Genomic DNA, 16,911 nt, shown 5'->3' on the forward strand with positions numbered 1-16,911 from the left:
TTCTTACATACAGATCAATAAAATGAAAATCATTCGTATTTTCATACCTGTACTCCAGCGTGCCAACCAGAAAAGCAAAAGGCTGACTATAAAAGCCAGCCTTATCTCAATCAGATAAAAACTAAACGGATTTAATTAAACTCATAGGTATAAGAGACACCAACACTGTTGTTTTCCCCAAAATCGTCTTCAGCAAAGATACTGAAAAGGTTGAACGATTGCGCATCTGAAATCTTGTAGCTAGCTCCAATCCCAGCCCAATAACCAGAATAGTCATCAGACCCCATAGAACCGCCACCAAACGCTAACAGCGACCATTGCTCATTGATTGGTTTTAGACCAAACGCTCCCAGATAGCCACCATGAGTCGACGTTGGCATCAAGACATAGTCGTTTTCAACGCTAGAGTCGTCAAAGTACGCAACTTCACCATCATTGTAACTGTATCCCGCCATAGGGAATAGCTGCCAGCCATGAGGTTCAAAACCAAAATAACTCAATGGAACAAACGTACCGATACTGTAGTTATTCTTGTATGCATCGTTGTCGTATTCAGAGCGACTGAAGTTGAAGTTAACGATTCCCAAAGGGAGCAACCACGACCCACCTAAACGCCACTCATCGCCATCGGCATTGATGCGAGCGTTAATCATTCGAGCTTCATCCAGCCCTATCGAACCCGAAAATTTCAGCTCTTCGTTATATGCCAGCCCTGCTTTGGTGACGATCTTCGTCGGGTCTTCATGATGCTTTTCCTCAGCGTGCAACCCTGCTGAGCCAACGAGTACAAGAAGCGCTGCGAATAGTCTGCTTTTGGATCTCATTAGAACGTCGCACTAATCCCAACAAAGTGGATGCGGCCATCAAATGTGCCATCCACACCACCAAATGGACCAACGAGTGAGCGATCCATTTCAACAGAACCAAAGTCTGCATACTCGTAGAAGACATCAATTAGGATATCATCCCAGTAGGTAGAAGCCCCGACTGAATAGCGATATTGTTCGCCAACAGGCACATCGACCCACTGCATCGAAGGATCGTCTTGCGGAGAACTTTCGTAAGAGAAACCAGCCTTCAATCGCCAATCAGAGTTCAGCTGATAATCAGCACCAACAGCTAACTTCCAAACATCGTCCCAATCTCGTTTGATTGGTAAGGCTGCTGAACCAAAATCCAATACCGTTTCATCCCACGCACTCCAACGATGTAGCTGGACGCTAGTTAACAGATCTAGACGTTCGCTCACAGAATAGCTTGCACTGACATCAACGATCTCTGGTAGAGCGATACCAGTTGATAGAGAACGATCGCCTCCTGCAAGTCCCTTCACATCATTGTTAAACTCATGTTCTAACTTAGAGCGATAGCTCATCCCCAGCTTAAGTTGCTCGGTTGGCGTGTACATCACACCCAAGTTGTAACCATAAGCCCAATCTGTATCTTGCTTAGCCGTCATCATTGATGTCGTTTGTTGAAACGCCGCCCAATCCAACTGAACACCTGCGCCAAGAGAAATTTGTTCGTTCACTTGATAGCTTAAGGCAGGATTGATTTGCATCGCAGTAAGCGTAATATCTTCGAGCAAGTTAGCACCCGCCCAATTACTGCCGTAATCTAAACTTGAGCCCCCTGCTGCACCCAATGCAATACCTAAATGAAGCTTGTCGGTGACTTGGTGGGCATGGAACGCACCCGCAGAAGGTAAGACAGAGTGACCGCGCCCATCATCTGCCGGATCACTGTTGTCTGTGTATTCCATCTCCAGATCGAACACCATGGTATTGATGGTCGTTTTACTCTCGCCCATATAAGACATAGTGGCAGGGTTAGTCCACATGGCAGCAGCAGAACGAGTGTAGACACCATCACCCGCACCTGCGGTACCTGCATTTGCTATCACTGCTTCTTGGAGAAAGATACCGCTAGCAGAAACGTTAAGGCTTGCCATAATCGCGGCTGCAGCTACTGAGATTTTTAAACCGTTTTTCATTAAAGGAGGCTCATCTAGCTAGTGAATAATTTAACTAGCTATAGGGTATCTCAAACCTCTATAAACAAATGGAATAACGCGTATTACTAGCCAAGGCCTACTTAAACTGCCTTGCCTCAAAAGCTCTCGGTTCTTCTCTGTTTCTCTCTCGCTGACCAGCAATAATCATGTTCTTGCCCATCCCAACTTTTATCTGATACCAAGTCTCTAACATGAGCGCTTTACCGGGGCTCGTCCACCACGTTTTTTGGTACAACTTTTTGTTTGCAGCAATAGCATCTGGACTTCGGTTAACGCACTCAAGTGCCAAATTGTATGCTTCCATGTAAGGATCTGAAGAGAGGTGAGTAACCAAACCGTAGCTTTTCGCTGTCTGGCTATCGATCACCTTCGCTGTCATTGCCATTTCCAATGTATGGTCTTGGCGCATCACTTCTCGAAAAGCAAGCGAGCCTCCCATGTCTGGGATCAATCCCCACTTACCTTCCATTATCGAAAAGTTTGAATCATAGCTCGCAATACGGAAGTCCCCACCACAGGCTAACTGCAAACCACCTCCCCAACACTTACCGTGAATTGCGAAAATGACGGGGCATGGAATCTCTCGCCATCCGGTTGAAAAGCGTTGTGCTGCGTTCGCCTGGGTAGGCCACCATTTGAACAGCAGCTTTAATGCACCTACTTTACTGGTGAGTAGTGATTTAACATCAAGGCCAGAGCAAAAGTCACTTCCGTTGGCAGTCACAATCACTGCTCGAAGAGTTTTATTTTTCTTTAGTTCTCGAGTGAGCTGGTTCACTGCCATAAACATGTCCATGTCAATGGCGTTCAATTTATCTGGTCGATTGAGGGTTACTGTCGCGATATTGTTGTCATCTATAGTGCAAGTTACACGATCTCGATTAGGCATAATGTAAGACATCCGATGTCATGGGCTTACTTTTAGAGTAAACATTTTATTAACATACTCAAATATCTATCGGTAAATTTGATACGTAGTCGATGTATTCATGTGGATTCACATAAAAAAGCAGTACCGAAGTACTGCCTAGTATTAAGTCAACATAACCACGTGGGTCATCAATCGCGCCTTGCTTTTAACAAGAGGAAGATAAAGTAACTACCACCGATGACCGAGACCAGAGTCCCTGCCGCCAGTTGAGCAGGAAATACCACAATTTGCCCTAGCCAGTCGGCAAACAACATAAGCGTTGCGCCAATTAACATTGAGAGCAAGATTTGCTCTTTGACCGTTCGAGCACCAACAATAGCGGCGATATGCGGACCTAATAGGCCAACGAATGCAACTGGCCCCATCGTTGTCGTTACTACACCACACAACACCGCAACCAAACACAATAACACTAAGTAAGCAGTTGAAATATTTAGGCCACGAGCGGATGCGAATTGACGTCCTGAACCAATAAGGGTGACCCAACGGCTCAACGACAAAGCGATGATAACGGCCATTGAGATGGTCAGAGCAAGAATTAACGCAGACTCTGGCTTAACACGATAAGTCGAACCAGCGAGCCACGCCAACAGAGTGTACTTACCCTCACCCACTCGTGTTAATGAAAACTGCACTAGCGCTTCTAATACAGCGGTCAACGAGATCCCAGTTAAGATCAAGATCGAAGGCGCGTATTGATGTTTCTTTCCGAGAAAAAGTAAAAGAGCAAGAGCGCCTAAACTACCCGAGAAAGCGACCCAAGGGCTTAATGTATGGATTGAATGACCAAACAATAAACTGCTCAGAATCAACGCTAATACCGCCCCCGACGATACCCCCAGAATATCTGGGCTCGCAAGCGGGTTGTAAACCAATCGTTGAAGGATCACCCCAGCCACCGCCAAGCCACCACCAGCGAAAATAGCCGTTAACATACGTGGCCAGCGAATTGACCATTCAAACGCATCAGGAATCTGAAAATAGTGCTCGCTAGATAATGGATGTGAAAAAGAACTCAATCCAAGCAACACTAGCATTATCGAACCTATCGCAAGATAGACTTTAGCACCAGTTTGCTTTGCTCCTTTCGGCATCGAAAAGAACATCTGGTCTTGTGCGGTTAACTGTTTTCTTGCAATTAAAATCAGCGCGGGAGCACCAATAACTGCCGTCGCTGTACCTGTCGGGATGATATCTAATGACCATTGCCCCATAAAGATAGCAAGACTATCCGTTGCACATAGAAGTAAGGCTCCCAACAACCCACTCGCGTACAACTCGTGCTTCGCCTTAATAGCACCAAGGTAGCGAGCAATGTTGGGCGCAATCAAACCGATAAAACTGATCACCCCGACTGTGGTAATTGATACAGAAACCAGCCAAACACCGATAAACATCATAATAAAGAATGTGGCACCAATGTTTAAACCACGAGCTGCAGCACCTTCGGTTCCAATCGATAGCAACGTCAATACTCGCGGTGCAAACAGGAATATAGCGATAATAGGTAGAAGCTTTGGAAGCAGCCATTCAACTTGTTCCCAACCATTCTGGCCGAGATCTCCCGCACCCCAAATAAATAGATTCTGTGCATATTGATCGTTGAGCAGAATAATCGCCGTCGCAAATGCGCCAAGTAGCAAGTTGACGGCCATACCGGCTAATACTATCGGCAAGCCGCTCATGTTTTTCAGACCAACAATCGTGACAATCAGCCCCATCGAAGCCAAAGCACCTAATAGAGCAAAAAAGACCGAAAACTGCCCGACTAACATTGGCGCAAAGACATTGAGCAACACAAGTCCAAGCCAAGCACCTGCTGATGTACCCAGCGTCAATGGTGACATCATTCTGTTTTGAGTTAATTGCTGGAAAAGGCTACCAATGGTACCCAGAGCCCCACCCACTAATATCGCCATCACCAAACGCGGTAAATTGACATCAATAAACCCCATCAGCTCGAACGATTCTGAGTATAAGGTTTGCAGAGCCGACCAACTTCCTGCTGCCGCTACCTCATTCATTAATAAAGATACGTGCCCAAAATCGCTCTGCCCTAGCCACAAATGAATGGTGGCTGCTAACAACAATACAGCCACAACAATTAACCCGTTATATTTCATTACTTCTCAGCGAGCTCCAGCATTGATTCAGCTATCGCTTCTGCGTTGTATAGAATTGACATCGCACCGCCATAACTCCAACTCGGCGCAACAGACCCTACTTGGTTATTCTTCACAAACGGCATGCTCTTCCATACTGGTGAACGATTTAGTTTGGCCGTGTAAGGGAAAGGTTCGAAGTACAGTGCAACTCCATCTTTTACGTGCTTAAGCTCTGTAATTCGTTTCTGAGTGATACCCCATTGGCTCGCTGGCAATTGAATCGCATTTTCAAAGCCAAGCTGTTCCAGCGCGTATTGAGGAATCGAGTTATCACCGTAAATGAACACCGAGTTGGTGCTTGCAAAACGAAACGACGTTACTTTCGGTTTGTCTGCCGGGTATGCTTTATCGAGCAGGTCTTTAAGTTCAGCGATTCGTTCATTCATCGCTTGCAGTTTTTGATCAGCCACTTCTTCTTTACCAAGGACATGACTGATTTTCTTGAAATTATCGATCGCAGCGTGCGCGTTATTATGTGTTTCACTGTATGTCTGATAGTAGAGAACTGGCGCAATTTCAGACAAACGGGATTCGAGATCTTTCTGCGGTGAAGCGATCAAAATAACATCTGGCTTTAGCTGCTTAAGAACGGAGAAATTGGGTTCTGTGCGTGTCCCAACATCTTGCGCCCCTTCTGGGATCGGAGGCTGAACAACCCATTCATTATATCCGGCGATATCAGGCACCGCGATAGGTGTCACTCCTAGCTCAATAACCTGTTCTGCAATATCCCAGTTGAGTGCTGCAATTCGCGCAGGCTCTGCAGGTAAGGTTTTTGTACCTTCACTGTCTTGTACTTTAAACTCAGCCAATGCTTGGCCTGACCACATGCAAACCATGATTGATAAACCAATTCCTACCTTGGAAAATCGTAAGCCTTTATTTATTAGATCCATATTATTCCCTATCGGTTTTAGTAGTTTCTTTTAAACGACAAAAGCAGCCACATTGGGCTGCTCATAAAATTGTTTTTGTTTAGTTAGAATTCATACTTAACATTGAACTCTACGGTTTGCTCTTGACCGTACCAACAGTAACTTTCGTTCCAACAGGTGTAGTACTCTTCATTGAAAAGGTTGTTAGCAATAATGTTTGCCGTTGCATTCTTCAATGAGCTATTCATTTCGCCAAGATCGTACCCCAAAGATAGGTCGACTAGAGTGTACGAAGGCACTTTACCTGCGTTCTTATCTGATGTGTCATTCAACACCGTTTCACCGACATAACGAACGCCACCACCGACTCTTAGACCCGACATTGCACCTTGGCGGAAGAAGTAATTCGCCCACAAATTAGCCGTATGGTCTGGAACAAATACTGGTGTTTGACCAATGTTTGAAGTGTCTTTGTCTTCAGTGATCTCCATATCGGTGTATGTGTAGTTTGCAATAACGTCTAAGTTGTCGGTAACCTCAGCACGGCCTTCTAGTTCCAAGCCTTGTGAGCGAATCTCACCTACAGCGGTCCAAGGGGACGCTCCATCAGGACGAACACCAACATTTTTCTTCTTAATCTGGAACAGAGAAGCAGAACCCGACAACATAGTCTCGTAGGAATCATATTTAATCCCTAGCTCGACTTGTTCACCTGTTTCCGGTTCTAAATTATTACCTGCAGCGTCCAGTTTTACGCTTGGCTCAAAGCTAGTACCAAAGTTGGCAAATGGAGAGAGGCCATTTTCAAACTGGTATAGCGCACCCAATCGGTACGAGAAATTTGTATCGTCGGTGTCACTTTTGGTCGCAGCACCTCCCATCACAGATTTCTTAGTCGTCGTCTCTACTTTGTCGAAACGGCCGCCAGCGATAAATACCCAGTTGTTAATCAACATTTGGTCTTGGAAGTAGAATCCAAGTTGGCTCATCTCGATGTCGCTGTTTTCGTAATATGCCTTAGTGAAGTCATCCGGATTTAACTTGTCGTTATTTGGGTTGTAGAGATTAAGGCTGTCAACGCCGACGAAATAGTCATAAGCGACATCGCCTTCAACAGTTCGGTAATCGACACCAAATAGTAAGTAATGATCTAATGAACCCGTAGTTACCAAACCAGAAAGTTGGTTATCAACCGAAATACCTTTTGAGCTTTCGTCAGTACTAAAAGCAGAACGGCTAAGAGTACCAGTTGTGGCATCAAATGCGTCGCTACTGGTGCTTTCTTGATAAAAATCAGCCTGCATATAACGGAAGTTCTGCAAGAATGCCCAGTTTGAGTTGAAGTCGTGGTTAAACTTATAACCAGCGATAAAAAAGTCTCTTTCGATAGTGTTGTAATTAACATCACCAGCGAACGTTGAAGGTGAAATCTTGCCTGACTTTATCGCAGCTAGAGGAACCGTTACGTTTTGTCCAAGCGCCGGATCGTTCTGATAATAAAGATTGAAGTTAATAAAGGTTTTATCAGATAGATACCAGTCAATAGAAGGCGCAATCAGGTAACGTTCTTCTTCCACACCATCGACTTGCGTATCTTGCTTGCGGCCAAGCGCAACCAAACGATAGGCCACGTTGTCACTCAATGCGCCAGTTGTATCAATTGATGCTTCAACAAGGTTGTTCAAACCTGTCGCTAAACCTATAGTTGTCGACTCTTCAAATTGAGGTGACTTGGCAATGATATTAACCATACCGCCGGGAGGCATTGTGCCGTAAAGAACCGATGTAGGTCCTTTGAAGATCTCTAAACGCTCCATTGCAATAGCATCGATCTGCGGTTTCACGTTCCATCCTGGAAGAGTTGGAAGCATCATGCCATCGTAGTAGTTGTCTGAAGAACTAAAACCACGAATGTTCACCCAATCCGTTAGAACAACCGCACCACCTTTCGTTTCGGTAGAAACACCTGGTGCATAACGTAGTGCCTGCATTACAGACTTCACACCACGCTGCTCTAACTGCTCGCCTTCTATCACATTTAAAGTTTGCGGCGTCTCTTCTGGAGCCAAAACGGTCTTAGTCGCCGTATTACGATACGCCTTACCTAGGATCGTTACTGTTTCTACATCTTGCTCAGAGTTTGTTTTCGACTCTTCTGCATATGCTGTGGCAGATAAAGCACTAACGAGCGCTACAGTTATTGCGGAATACTTGAAATGAGTGTGGGTGTTCATGAGTCCCTCAGATACCAATGCTTAAGTTAAATAGTAATAAATCTCATTTGCATTGTATGTATCTAGCAGCGTGATAATTAACAATTTGGTGCAAATATTTATAAAAAAGGGTCAATTGCTTACGAAAAAAGCAATTGACCCTTCTATAAATATGGTCAAATTATGAATTACCCTACACAAGCTAAGGTTGCTTATGCTCTTACTATTGGAACCCAATACTCCATCTCAGCGTCTTGTGACTGTGATTGATAGTCCTTTGGATACACTTCCAATTCATAACCATCAATCCCTCGATAACCTGAAGCTGGAAGCCAATTTAGAACAAACCATGACAGTGTTTTAGGTAAACCTTGGATAGGCCCTTTATGTTTGACTACTGCATAGGTCTGTTTCGGCACAGTAAGCACTTCTAGTTTTTCTGAAACCACGCTAGGAAGAGTTGGCATAGAGACTTGTTCATCCAATACGACACCAGCCCAATATTGAAGGTTAGTACCATCAAAATTCGCTTGAGTGATATCTACAACCCCAATAAAGCGCAGGTCTTGTTCTTTTGGTAACACCACTTCTTGCTCAAGATGCGCCCACAGCTGTGGAACTTTTTGAGCAAAGTCCTGCGTAAGAGAAAACAAGCCGCTGATTTCTGTGCTCATGCCTTTAATCAAAAAGGCATCACGCTCATCAATTTTTACCTCAACAAAACGAGCACCACTCTCTTCTTCTAGAGCAGTAGAGAAATCCGAAACCTCGATAGGCTTCTTCAAGCCAACCCTTTTACCACTTTTTCGATATTGGCTAGGGCTAATCTCAAACATTTGCTTAAACGCTCGACTAAAGCTAATTTCTGAGTTGAATCCCAGAGCAATAGCAATATCAATCACTCTTTGATCATCATCTAACAGCAGTTCAGCGGCTCTGCTTAATTTGAGCTCTCGGACATAGTTCGCCACTGTCATCCCCGTCTCCGACTGAAAAACGCGCTGCAACTGCCAACGAGACCAACAGCTCTGGGTCGCTATCTCTTCTAAAGAAAGCTGGCTACTAAGGTTAGTGTGAATAAAACCTAGAACCTTACTAATTCGCTCAAATGCAGGGGTATTCTTATTCAACGTTTATACTTCTTCGTCTTGAGTGGGTGATAGATCGATAAATAACATTCACTTTACAAATATTAGTATCATTTAACTCTATTCTGGTCACGTATCGTTTGTTGTTCAGCCTAAAAAATCCATTTCCAACGACGTCAATGCACCAATTTGTATGGTGAAGTGTGCATCGTTTAGTTATGATAACGAAATTGATTATCATTTATACCAATCTTATGCTGGCCCAGATTCACGACATTGTCACCCGTAAAAAAGCCCCGCCTCTTCATCAAAAAGTATTTTCGCTTTCAAAAGAAGTTACTCCTTTCTTAAAAGGTAGCTTCGGGCCCATCTACGGCAAAAGCATTGTGATCAGCAATCCAGGTAGCCATATTGAGATCAAACGTGTTTATGATAGCTTGGCAAAAAACCATCCGGAAGCAGGAAATCCATATTGGTTAACTCGCACTTGGGATTTGCTCAACTGGCAACCGATATACGTCAGCTTTATTTCCATTTATGCGCTGCACTCACTACCTGATATTCAAAATATTGGTCAGTCGCGTTTAAAAGGATTTATCACTGGCTACCGCTTCGGCACTGATGCGCACAAGCATGGAACGCCGGAAGAGCTAATTCCAGAAGCAGGAAAAGCACTGCTGGCCTTAGCCGAGTTCTATCGAGAGCAAATTAATACTTGGACACGCATTCGCCCGGGCTTTACTCAGCATTTGTTAGCTGACCACCTTCTGGCAGCACTCATCAAGGTTCAACGTCACCATAATGAATTCAGTAATGAGTATATTCTTGAGCAAGCGAAACTATGGTTAGAAGCATGTGAACTCCCACTCCGCCACTTAACCAGCCTCAAAACGGATCCTGAAACGGACATGCTAAAGTTGGTTAGAACCAGTTGTTGTCTGGTCTATAAATGTGATTCTCGTAAACTGTGTGATGATTGTCCTCGACACCCAGACAACAAACGCCAAACAACTAAACCTGCAAAATAAAAGACGACGTTGACGTTGAGTATCTACCCTAACAAAGGTTATTTATGTTCCAGCTCTCTAATATTGAAGTGATTCGTGATGAGCGAACCATTTTAAAAATGCCTAACTTAACGATCCCCACCGATAAACTCACAGTGGTACTCGGTCATAATGGCTCGGGAAAATCAACGTTGGTAAATTTATTGTCCGGTCAGATGCAAGCAGAACAGGGAGAAGTGAAGCTCGACAACACCTCGTTGAGCTCGCTCAAAAGTAAAGATCTCGCCAAACGCATCGCTTATTTACCACAAAAGCTTCCGACTTCAGCTGGCCTAACAGTTTCTGAATTAGTTCGATTAGGACGATTCCCTTGGCGTGGTGCCTTTGGACGATGGAATCAAGAAGATACCGCGATCATTGAACAAGCGATGAAACGCACTGGCGTAGATCAGTTTTCAAGTGCGTTGGCCGATGAGCTATCTGGAGGTGAACGTCAGCGAGCTTGGGTATCGATGTTACTTGCGCAACAATCCCCACTATTGATTCTCGATGAGCCGACATCAGCACTGGACGTTCATCATCAATTTCAATTAATGAGTTTACTTGCAGAGCTCAATCGAAATGAAAGTGTGGGTATCATAGTTATCCTTCATGATCTGAATTTAGCACTGCGTTATGCAACTCACATTATCGCTCTAAAGCGGGGAGAGATTGCCTTTGAAGGTGGCACCGATACCTTATTGAGTGAGAAAACACTCTCAGAGTTGTATGAATCACCAATCAAACTGATCGATCATCCTGTTCCAGCAGATACATTGGCGAGTCAAAAAGTAGCCGTTGTGTGTGAATAATCGAACGAGACCAGCTTTGTAGCAGGCTAAGTATTTGCCTGCTGCGCTTCTGGGCTACTAAAACCACGAGTGATATTAAACAGTGTAATTAACGTAAACACAGCGATCACAATCGACAGATGCCAAGCTTCTCCTAAACCCAGTTTAACCAATCCCATACTAACCAGTGACGACACCACCATCTGCCCTCCTCCAGACATAGCTGCAGCCGCACCTGCATTCTTTTTGTATGGAAGCATCACTAGGGCTTGAGCGCACGGCAATGCAATACCGTTCCCAAGGATCATCAATAACTGTCCGAGCATTAGGTACAACGGTTCGAGCGGACACACAAACAGCCAGACAGCCGCGCAGATATGAAGAACAGGCGTGATCAGCAGAGTTTTCTTACTACCTGAAACAGGTCGAATCCGACTACACAGACTAGTGCCGCCTAACATACCCAATGCCGGTATCACCGCCCACATTGCGTATTGATCCGATGTCATGCCAATTTGGTTCTGCATGATAAACGGCATCACTGAAACGGTTGTGATCATCAAACTGAAGTTAAGCCAACCTATGCTGGCAAAACTGATGAAATATCGCGAACTCAGTAACTCTTTGTATTGAATGGCCATTCGTTTTGGTGAAGGAATCTTCGAAAACTGGCTAACCGTCTCCTTGAAACGAAAAGCAATCACAAACCACACCAAGCTCACGTAACCAAGCAGCGAGATGAACACCATACTCCAGCCAAAGTGGAAGTTAATAAAACCGCCGATTACTGGCGCAATTAGAGGTGTAATTGATGCCACCATCGCAATATAAGACATTGCGATGGGTAGCTCTGAACCCGAATATCTATCTCGTGTTGTCGCTCTAGCTAATACAGCACAACAACCCGTACCCAGACCTTGCAGGAAGCGACCAAGCACCATATTCGAGAATGAGTGACTCAGGAAAATGATCACTAGTAGTCCCATCAAGGCAATCAAAAGACCGGTCAATAACACTTTTTTGCGCCCTAACGCATCGGAGATAGGACCATATAAGAACTGCGAGGGTCCAAAGCCAAGTAGATAGATACTCACCAAAAGCTGAGCCTGCTCCAGTGAAACATCAAAGTCTTTGGCAATCCAAGGTAGTGATGGAAACACCAAGCCCATGCTAAGTTGCCCAACACTGATGATCAGACAAGCGAGCAAGATAGTTTTAAATTCAAAACTGGACTTCATGGTTGCACAACCTAATTTTGATGAGTGTTACTAGAGCGATAGAAACAATGCTTGCATAACAAGCCACCGTATCAGCATGCTTGTTAAGCATCGTGAGGAAAGACGAGATAACATACGCCACATGGTTTATTCATACAATACTATTTACATTTATTTTCGAAATAGTCACTTTTCATGAGCAATAGTAACGCTACACTAAAAGACAAGGGATTATTTGGAGAGACTGTATGAGATTAAGTCATTGTATTACCGCTGCTTTAAGCCTAGCTGTTGCGTTACCGAGCCAAGCACTTCAAGTTGAGAAGATCACCGATGGATTATTGATTCCTTGGGGGCTTGCGTACGTTGATGACAATACAATGTTAGTGACTGAACGAGAAGGCGTGATCAAACAGGTTAATCTCAAAACTGGCGAACAAGAGACTCTTTTTCGTCTGCCTGATGTTTGGGCTAAAGGTCAAGGTGGCGCCTTAGATATCGCCCTATCGCCATTTGAACAAAACAAAATTTACGTCACCTACAGTAAAAAACAACAAGGTGATGCCGTCACTGCTCTCGCAAGTGCGACCTATAACGGAACGCAGATTACCGACTGGCAAGATGTCTTCGTCTCTCAATCCCTAACAGATACAGGTCGTCACTTTGGCAGCCGCATTACTTTCGATAGCAACAGTCTCTATTTTTCTATTGGTGATCGCGGTGAGCGAGACAACGGCCAAGACACGCAAACCCACGCCGGTTCTATTTTGCGACTAACGCCTGGCGGACAGGTACCCAAAAACAATCCTTTTGTGAAAAACAAAAGCGTGCTTAACGAGATTTGGAGTTACGGCCATCGAAACCCACAAGGTCTTTTTTATGATCAAAAAACCAAGAAGCTTTGGTCGATTGAGCATGGGCCACGTGGCGGTGACGAGATCAATCTGATTAAGAAAGGCGCAAACTACGGTTGGCCTGTGACTTCCCATGGTAAAGAGTATTGGGGACCAATTAAAGTTGGCGAAGCAGAGACAAAGAAAGGTATTGAGTCACCTGTAAAGGTTTATATTCCCTCTATCGCTCCGGGCAGTTTAGTGCTTTATAGAGGAGAGAAATTCCCTGAGCTTGATGGCAAGCTACTATCGGGGGCGTTGAAGCTCTCTCATATTAATGTTGTCACTCTGAACAAGAAAAACCAAGCCGTCGCTGAAGAGCGATTGTTTGAAGATATGGGAGAGAGAGTCCGTGATATTGAAGTCACGCCAGAGGGTGATATCTACTTTAGTACCGACAACGGGAATCTATATCGCATAACCCATTAAGCAGAGACTCCCAAGGTTGGGTATTACAGTCATTTGGGTATGATACCTGCCTTGAAAACCCGTTTAAATAAGGGGTGGTAATCAACCAATTATTCGAATGAGTCTCGTTTCCATATTTGTTTTACGCCTCACATTTCACATCCATTATTGATATTAATAATTGTTGAATTAGTGCTTTGACTCCAGTTTTTTGCCAAAAATCACACCTATCTGTCACAAAAAGTACAACAAAACACCATACCATTGTAACTACATGATATCTAAGGAATGGAAAGTTTGACTGTCCCCAAAGTTCTGCAACCTTTAGCACAATATCCCATTGACACCTACCCTGTTTGATTTAGACTCGATTTCGGCTAGAAAGAAAGTTCTTTGTATATAAACATATCGTCGGATTACTAGTAACCCCCCGTTGTGTTGTACGCAATAGCAATAAACTTTTCCACGCTATCGGTGCCGCAATAGGCTCAAATAAAAAATAATTTAGGATATCATCATGTCTAACACAGTTACTGGTACAGTAAAATGGTTCAACGAAACTAAAGGTTTCGGCTTCATCCAACAAGAGAATGGTCCAGACGTATTCGCACACTTCTCTGCAATCGTTGGTGACGGCTTCAAAACTCTTGCTGAAGGCCAAAAAGTTGAGTTCGTAGTATCTCAAGGTCAAAAAGGTCCTCAAGCAGACAGCATCAAAGTAATCTAATTGATCGCTTAACGCATTCCTAAAATAGCCAGCCGACGCTGGCTATTTTTTTACCCAAAATTCATTCAGTTAAGGTAAGATAGAGGTCAATTTATAATACAAGACTGCGCTAATGGCTCTTAAACCTACAATCTACAAATTTCGTATCTCACTCACTGACATGAATCGAGACTACTACGACTCGTTCAACCTCACTATCGCACAACATCCTTCTGAGACAGAGCAACGCATGATGGCGCGTATCATGGCGTTTTGTATCAATGCATCACCAGAACTTCAATTCACCAAAGGTTTGTCGACCATTGAAGAACCAGACCTTTGGCAAAAGTCTCTTGATGATCAGATCTTAGAGTGGATCGATGTCGGTGAACCGGATCCAGAGCGCGTTAAAAAAGCCACTCGCTTAGCAAAGTCAGTCAAAGTATTTAGCTTTAACACCAAATCAAATGTTTGGTGGGAACAGAATCGCGGTAAGTTTGGTTACTTGGACGCTCAAATTGTTCGCCTGAGCAATGAAGGCATCGAGCAAATGGCGGAAATGACAGAACGTACGATGGACCTGTCAGTGATGCTAACCGGCAATTCGGCCTTTGTGAACAGTGATACCAAGTCAGCTGAAGTGACTTGGGAAGAACTACAAAGCAACGAATAGCACCAGTACAATGAGTAAACTCGAACACTGTTTATCAGAGGCAGGTTGTGAACAGATCCAAGCCCTAAAAATTGGGTTTGAGCAGGAATTGAAAGACTTTATCCAGAGTAATCAGTCATTGTTCAAGCACGCTTGTGAAAACAAACCTGACAATTCCAGTATTCAAACTTTGCTTGGCTTGCTGACTAAGACACATATCGATGCGAGCTATGAATTTAGTTCTGATAAAGATGCCAGCGAAGCGATGCAGCAGGTGCTGGAAGAGACCATTGGCCAAGAGCATAGTCAAAAATTCAGCCACTCAAGTTCAAAGAAGCTGCAATTCATCACTCACCTTTGGCTATTTGTTCAAGGCCGCATGGGCATGGATTATAGCCTAGCGAACGATCACGCCGCCGCGACGGCTGCCCTACTTTGTCGAATCGTAAGACAAACAGAGGATGAGATTCGTGTCTCGTTTATGGGTAGCTTCTACGATGGCTTGAGTATCTATCAAGATCAGAATAAGCCATCTGGTTTGCTTCATAGCCTTAAGCGTTTGTTTAACCTGTCTTAATCGCTTCAAACTCAAATTAAAATGCGCTTTACTGCCTGTTGAGCGCATTCATTTTAAACCATGCCTTCGTAAAAGATTCCCTACTACGCTCGTCCCTCGCTCTAGGGAATGACAAAAGTTATTAATTCGAGGCTGCATACCGTTCGACAACTGAAACTCTAATCCGTCATCCTCGAGAAGGAGGAACGACTGAATTGGGGAACTCATACTAATTCTGAAACCGTACTGATTCTTTACTCGCTAATTCTTCACGCTAGAGAATGACCAAAGTTATTTAGACGTAACCATTTGCCAATCAATCTCAGGGAGCTCTAATCCGTCATCCCCGAGAAGGAGGGACGACTGAGTCGGGGATCTATCGCCAGCACAAAACCACATTTGCATAAAGAAACTCCCCGTAACGCTTGCTGTCGCGTTAGGCAATGGTTCGAATCAGATACAAAAAAGCCCCGCAGACTGCGAGGCTTAGAATACTTCTTGTCGATTTAAGTAGTGAAATCGAACTTATCTAATCAATCGTAGATCAGCGTAAACCGTGTAAGAACTCATGACGAGTTGCTGGGTTCGACTTGAAAATACCGCCCAGTGCCGTTGTGGTCGTTTCACTGGTTGCATCCATAACACCACGAGACTTCACGCAGTAGTGAACGGCATCCATTGTTACCGCAACATCATCGGTCTCAAGCAGAATTTGAAGTGCAACTAGTATTTGCTGAGTCATACGCTCCTGAACTTGAGGGCGCTGAGCAAAGAAGCGAACAATACGGTTGATCTTAGAAAGACCAATGATTTTACCACGAGGAATATAAGCAACCGCCGTTTTGCCATCGATAGTTACTAGGTGGTGCTCACATGTACTGGTTACCGTGATGTCTTTCACGCGTACCATTTCACGAACGCCCATCTTGTTTTCGATCACGGTGATTTTAGGGAAGTTGGCGTAATCCAAACCAGAGAAGATTTCATCGACATACATTTTAGCAATACGATGCGGTGTTTCTTCCAAGCTGTCATCGGTTAAATCAAGTTCTAGAAGAGTCAGAATCTCACGCATATGGTGTTCGATTCGTTCCTTTTTCTCTTCACGGCTTACCTGATTCGGGCTCATTGGTGTTTCTAACCCGCGGCTCGCTAGCGCATCTTTAACCAACTTCGCTGATTCGCTAAGACCTGACATTGAACTTCCTCTTCTATTACCCCTTTTGGATGGCAGACAAGGATACTCGGAATTTTGAATAATTACACCCATATTTTAAGGGAGGTCATTATTTACGGGCCTCAAACTATGCTAAAGTGGCATCAATTTCGTTGATACCGATGTACCAACAAACAAAT

Annotated in this window: 15 protein-coding genes; 6 read left to right on the top strand and 9 right to left on the bottom strand. The window is 44.2% G+C overall.

All coding sequences use genetic code 11. The features are described 5' to 3' along the window. Positions 1 to 131: 131 nt before the first annotated feature. The 7 genes from VFDL14_RS04600 to VFDL14_RS04570 form a co-directional block, all read right to left on the bottom strand. On the bottom strand, positions 132 to 824 hold the full coding sequence (locus tag VFDL14_RS04600; protein WP_032552727.1) for a hypothetical protein: 693 nt from the start codon (positions 822 to 824) through the stop codon (positions 132 to 134). Further along, positions 824 to 1,993 carry an OmpP1/FadL family transporter gene (locus VFDL14_RS04595; protein WP_032552728.1) on the bottom strand — a complete coding sequence of 390 codons (1,170 nt, stop codon included), beginning with the start codon at positions 1,991 to 1,993 and terminating at the stop codon, positions 824 to 826. Before VFDL14_RS04595 ends, VFDL14_RS04600 begins: the two co-directional genes overlap by 1 nt. A gap of 97 nt (positions 1,994 to 2,090) precedes the next feature. After that, the gene (locus tag VFDL14_RS04590) at positions 2,091 to 2,903 is read right to left on the bottom strand and encodes a crotonase/enoyl-CoA hydratase family protein (RefSeq protein WP_032552956.1); all 813 of its coding nucleotides are present in this window, start codon (positions 2,901 to 2,903) and stop codon (positions 2,091 to 2,093) included. 170 nt (positions 2,904 to 3,073) lie between these two features. Beyond that, positions 3,074 to 5,068 (bottom strand): Fe(3+)-hydroxamate ABC transporter permease FhuB, encoded by a 1,995-nt coding sequence (gene fhuB / locus VFDL14_RS04585; protein ID WP_032552729.1) that lies wholly within the window; start codon positions 5,066 to 5,068, stop codon positions 3,074 to 3,076. Continuing rightward, the gene (locus tag VFDL14_RS04580) at positions 5,068 to 5,949 is read right to left on the bottom strand and encodes an iron-siderophore ABC transporter substrate-binding protein (protein ID WP_235201768.1); all 882 of its coding nucleotides are present in this window, start codon (positions 5,947 to 5,949) and stop codon (positions 5,068 to 5,070) included. The genes fhuB and VFDL14_RS04580 overlap by 1 nt, the downstream gene beginning before the upstream one ends. 140 nt (positions 5,950 to 6,089) lie before the next feature. After that, the gene (locus tag VFDL14_RS04575; protein WP_032552731.1) at positions 6,090 to 8,219 is read right to left on the bottom strand and encodes a TonB-dependent siderophore receptor; all 2,130 of its coding nucleotides are present in this window, start codon (positions 8,217 to 8,219) and stop codon (positions 6,090 to 6,092) included. A 191-nt stretch (positions 8,220 to 8,410) separates the two neighbouring features. Next, a complete protein-coding gene (locus VFDL14_RS04570; RefSeq protein ID WP_032552732.1) occupies positions 8,411 to 9,328 on the bottom strand; it encodes an AraC family transcriptional regulator in 918 nt (305 codons plus the stop codon). A gap of 212 nt (positions 9,329 to 9,540) precedes the next feature. Here VFDL14_RS04570 and VFDL14_RS04565 point away from each other — a divergent pair, with 212 nt between their 5' ends. After that, a complete protein-coding gene (locus VFDL14_RS04565; protein ID WP_032552957.1) occupies positions 9,541 to 10,314 on the top strand; it encodes a siderophore ferric iron reductase in 774 nt (257 codons plus the stop codon). 44 nt (positions 10,315 to 10,358) lie between these two features. Beyond that, a complete protein-coding gene (locus VFDL14_RS04560; protein ID WP_032552734.1) occupies positions 10,359 to 11,144 on the top strand; it encodes an ABC transporter ATP-binding protein in 786 nt (261 codons plus the stop codon). Positions 11,145 to 11,170: 26 nt separating this feature from the next. On the opposite strand, the gene VFDL14_RS04555 is transcribed toward VFDL14_RS04560, so the two are convergent. Beyond that, positions 11,171 to 12,361 carry a multidrug effflux MFS transporter gene (locus tag VFDL14_RS04555; RefSeq protein ID WP_032552735.1) on the bottom strand — a complete coding sequence of 397 codons (1,191 nt, stop codon included), beginning with the start codon at positions 12,359 to 12,361 and terminating at the stop codon, positions 11,171 to 11,173. A gap of 227 nt (positions 12,362 to 12,588) precedes the next feature. On the opposite strand from VFDL14_RS04555, the gene VFDL14_RS04550 reads away from it, so the two are divergent. From VFDL14_RS04550 to VFDL14_RS04535, 4 genes are all read left to right on the top strand, one after another. Continuing rightward, positions 12,589 to 13,662 (top strand): PQQ-dependent sugar dehydrogenase, encoded by a 1,074-nt coding sequence (locus tag VFDL14_RS04550; RefSeq protein WP_032552736.1) that lies wholly within the window; start codon positions 12,589 to 12,591, stop codon positions 13,660 to 13,662. A gap of 496 nt (positions 13,663 to 14,158) precedes the next feature. After that, positions 14,159 to 14,368 (top strand): cold-shock protein, encoded by a 210-nt coding sequence (locus tag VFDL14_RS04545; protein ID WP_032552737.1) that lies wholly within the window; start codon positions 14,159 to 14,161, stop codon positions 14,366 to 14,368. Between the two features lie 112 nt (positions 14,369 to 14,480). After that, positions 14,481 to 15,020, top strand: coding sequence for a YaeQ family protein (locus VFDL14_RS04540; protein ID WP_032552738.1), 540 nt, complete (start codon positions 14,481 to 14,483; stop codon positions 15,018 to 15,020). 10 nt (positions 15,021 to 15,030) lie between these two features. Beyond that, complete coding sequence (locus VFDL14_RS04535; RefSeq protein ID WP_032552739.1) at positions 15,031 to 15,576, top strand: hypothetical protein; 546 nt, start codon at positions 15,031 to 15,033, stop codon at positions 15,574 to 15,576. Between the two features lie 523 nt (positions 15,577 to 16,099). On the opposite strand, the gene folE is transcribed toward VFDL14_RS04535, so the two are convergent. Continuing rightward, positions 16,100 to 16,753, bottom strand: coding sequence for a GTP cyclohydrolase I FolE (folE, locus tag VFDL14_RS04530; protein WP_032552740.1), 654 nt, complete (start codon positions 16,751 to 16,753; stop codon positions 16,100 to 16,102). Positions 16,754 to 16,911 lie beyond the last annotated feature (158 nt).

Source organism: Vibrio fortis (assembly GCF_000695685.1).
GTDB classification, from domain to species: Bacteria; Pseudomonadota; Gammaproteobacteria; order Enterobacterales; family Vibrionaceae; genus Vibrio; species Vibrio fortis_A.

Excerpts from the sequence above, each read along its gene's own strand:
- VFDL14_RS04535 (WP_032552739.1), top strand. The coding sequence starts at position 15,031 with ATGAGTAAACTCGAACACTGTTTATCAGAGGCAGGTTGTGAACAGATC.
- VFDL14_RS04580 (WP_235201768.1), bottom strand. The coding sequence starts at position 5,949 with ATGGTTTGCATGTGGTCAGGCCAAGCATTGGCTGAGTTTAAAGTACAA.
- VFDL14_RS04590 (WP_032552956.1), bottom strand. The coding sequence starts at position 2,903 with ATGCCTAATCGAGATCGTGTAACTTGCACTATAGATGACAACAATATC.
- VFDL14_RS04600 (WP_032552727.1), bottom strand. The coding sequence starts at position 824 with ATGAGATCCAAAAGCAGACTATTCGCAGCGCTTCTTGTACTCGTTGGC.
- VFDL14_RS04595 (WP_032552728.1), bottom strand. The coding sequence starts at position 1,993 with ATGAAAAACGGTTTAAAAATCTCAGTAGCTGCAGCCGCGATTATGGCA.
- folE (WP_032552740.1), bottom strand. The coding sequence starts at position 16,753 with ATGTCAGGTCTTAGCGAATCAGCGAAGTTGGTTAAAGATGCGCTAGCG.
- VFDL14_RS04555 (WP_032552735.1), bottom strand. The coding sequence starts at position 12,361 with ATGAAGTCCAGTTTTGAATTTAAAACTATCTTGCTCGCTTGTCTGATC.
- VFDL14_RS04560 (WP_032552734.1), top strand. The coding sequence starts at position 10,359 with ATGTTCCAGCTCTCTAATATTGAAGTGATTCGTGATGAGCGAACCATT.
- VFDL14_RS04540 (WP_032552738.1), top strand. The coding sequence starts at position 14,481 with ATGGCTCTTAAACCTACAATCTACAAATTTCGTATCTCACTCACTGAC.
- VFDL14_RS04575 (WP_032552731.1), bottom strand. The coding sequence starts at position 8,219 with ATGAACACCCACACTCATTTCAAGTATTCCGCAATAACTGTAGCGCTC.
- fhuB (WP_032552729.1), bottom strand. The coding sequence starts at position 5,068 with ATGAAATATAACGGGTTAATTGTTGTGGCTGTATTGTTGTTAGCAGCC.
- VFDL14_RS04565 (WP_032552957.1), top strand. The coding sequence starts at position 9,541 with ATGCTGGCCCAGATTCACGACATTGTCACCCGTAAAAAAGCCCCGCCT.
- VFDL14_RS04545 (WP_032552737.1), top strand. The coding sequence starts at position 14,159 with ATGTCTAACACAGTTACTGGTACAGTAAAATGGTTCAACGAAACTAAA.
- VFDL14_RS04550 (WP_032552736.1), top strand. The coding sequence starts at position 12,589 with ATGAGATTAAGTCATTGTATTACCGCTGCTTTAAGCCTAGCTGTTGCG.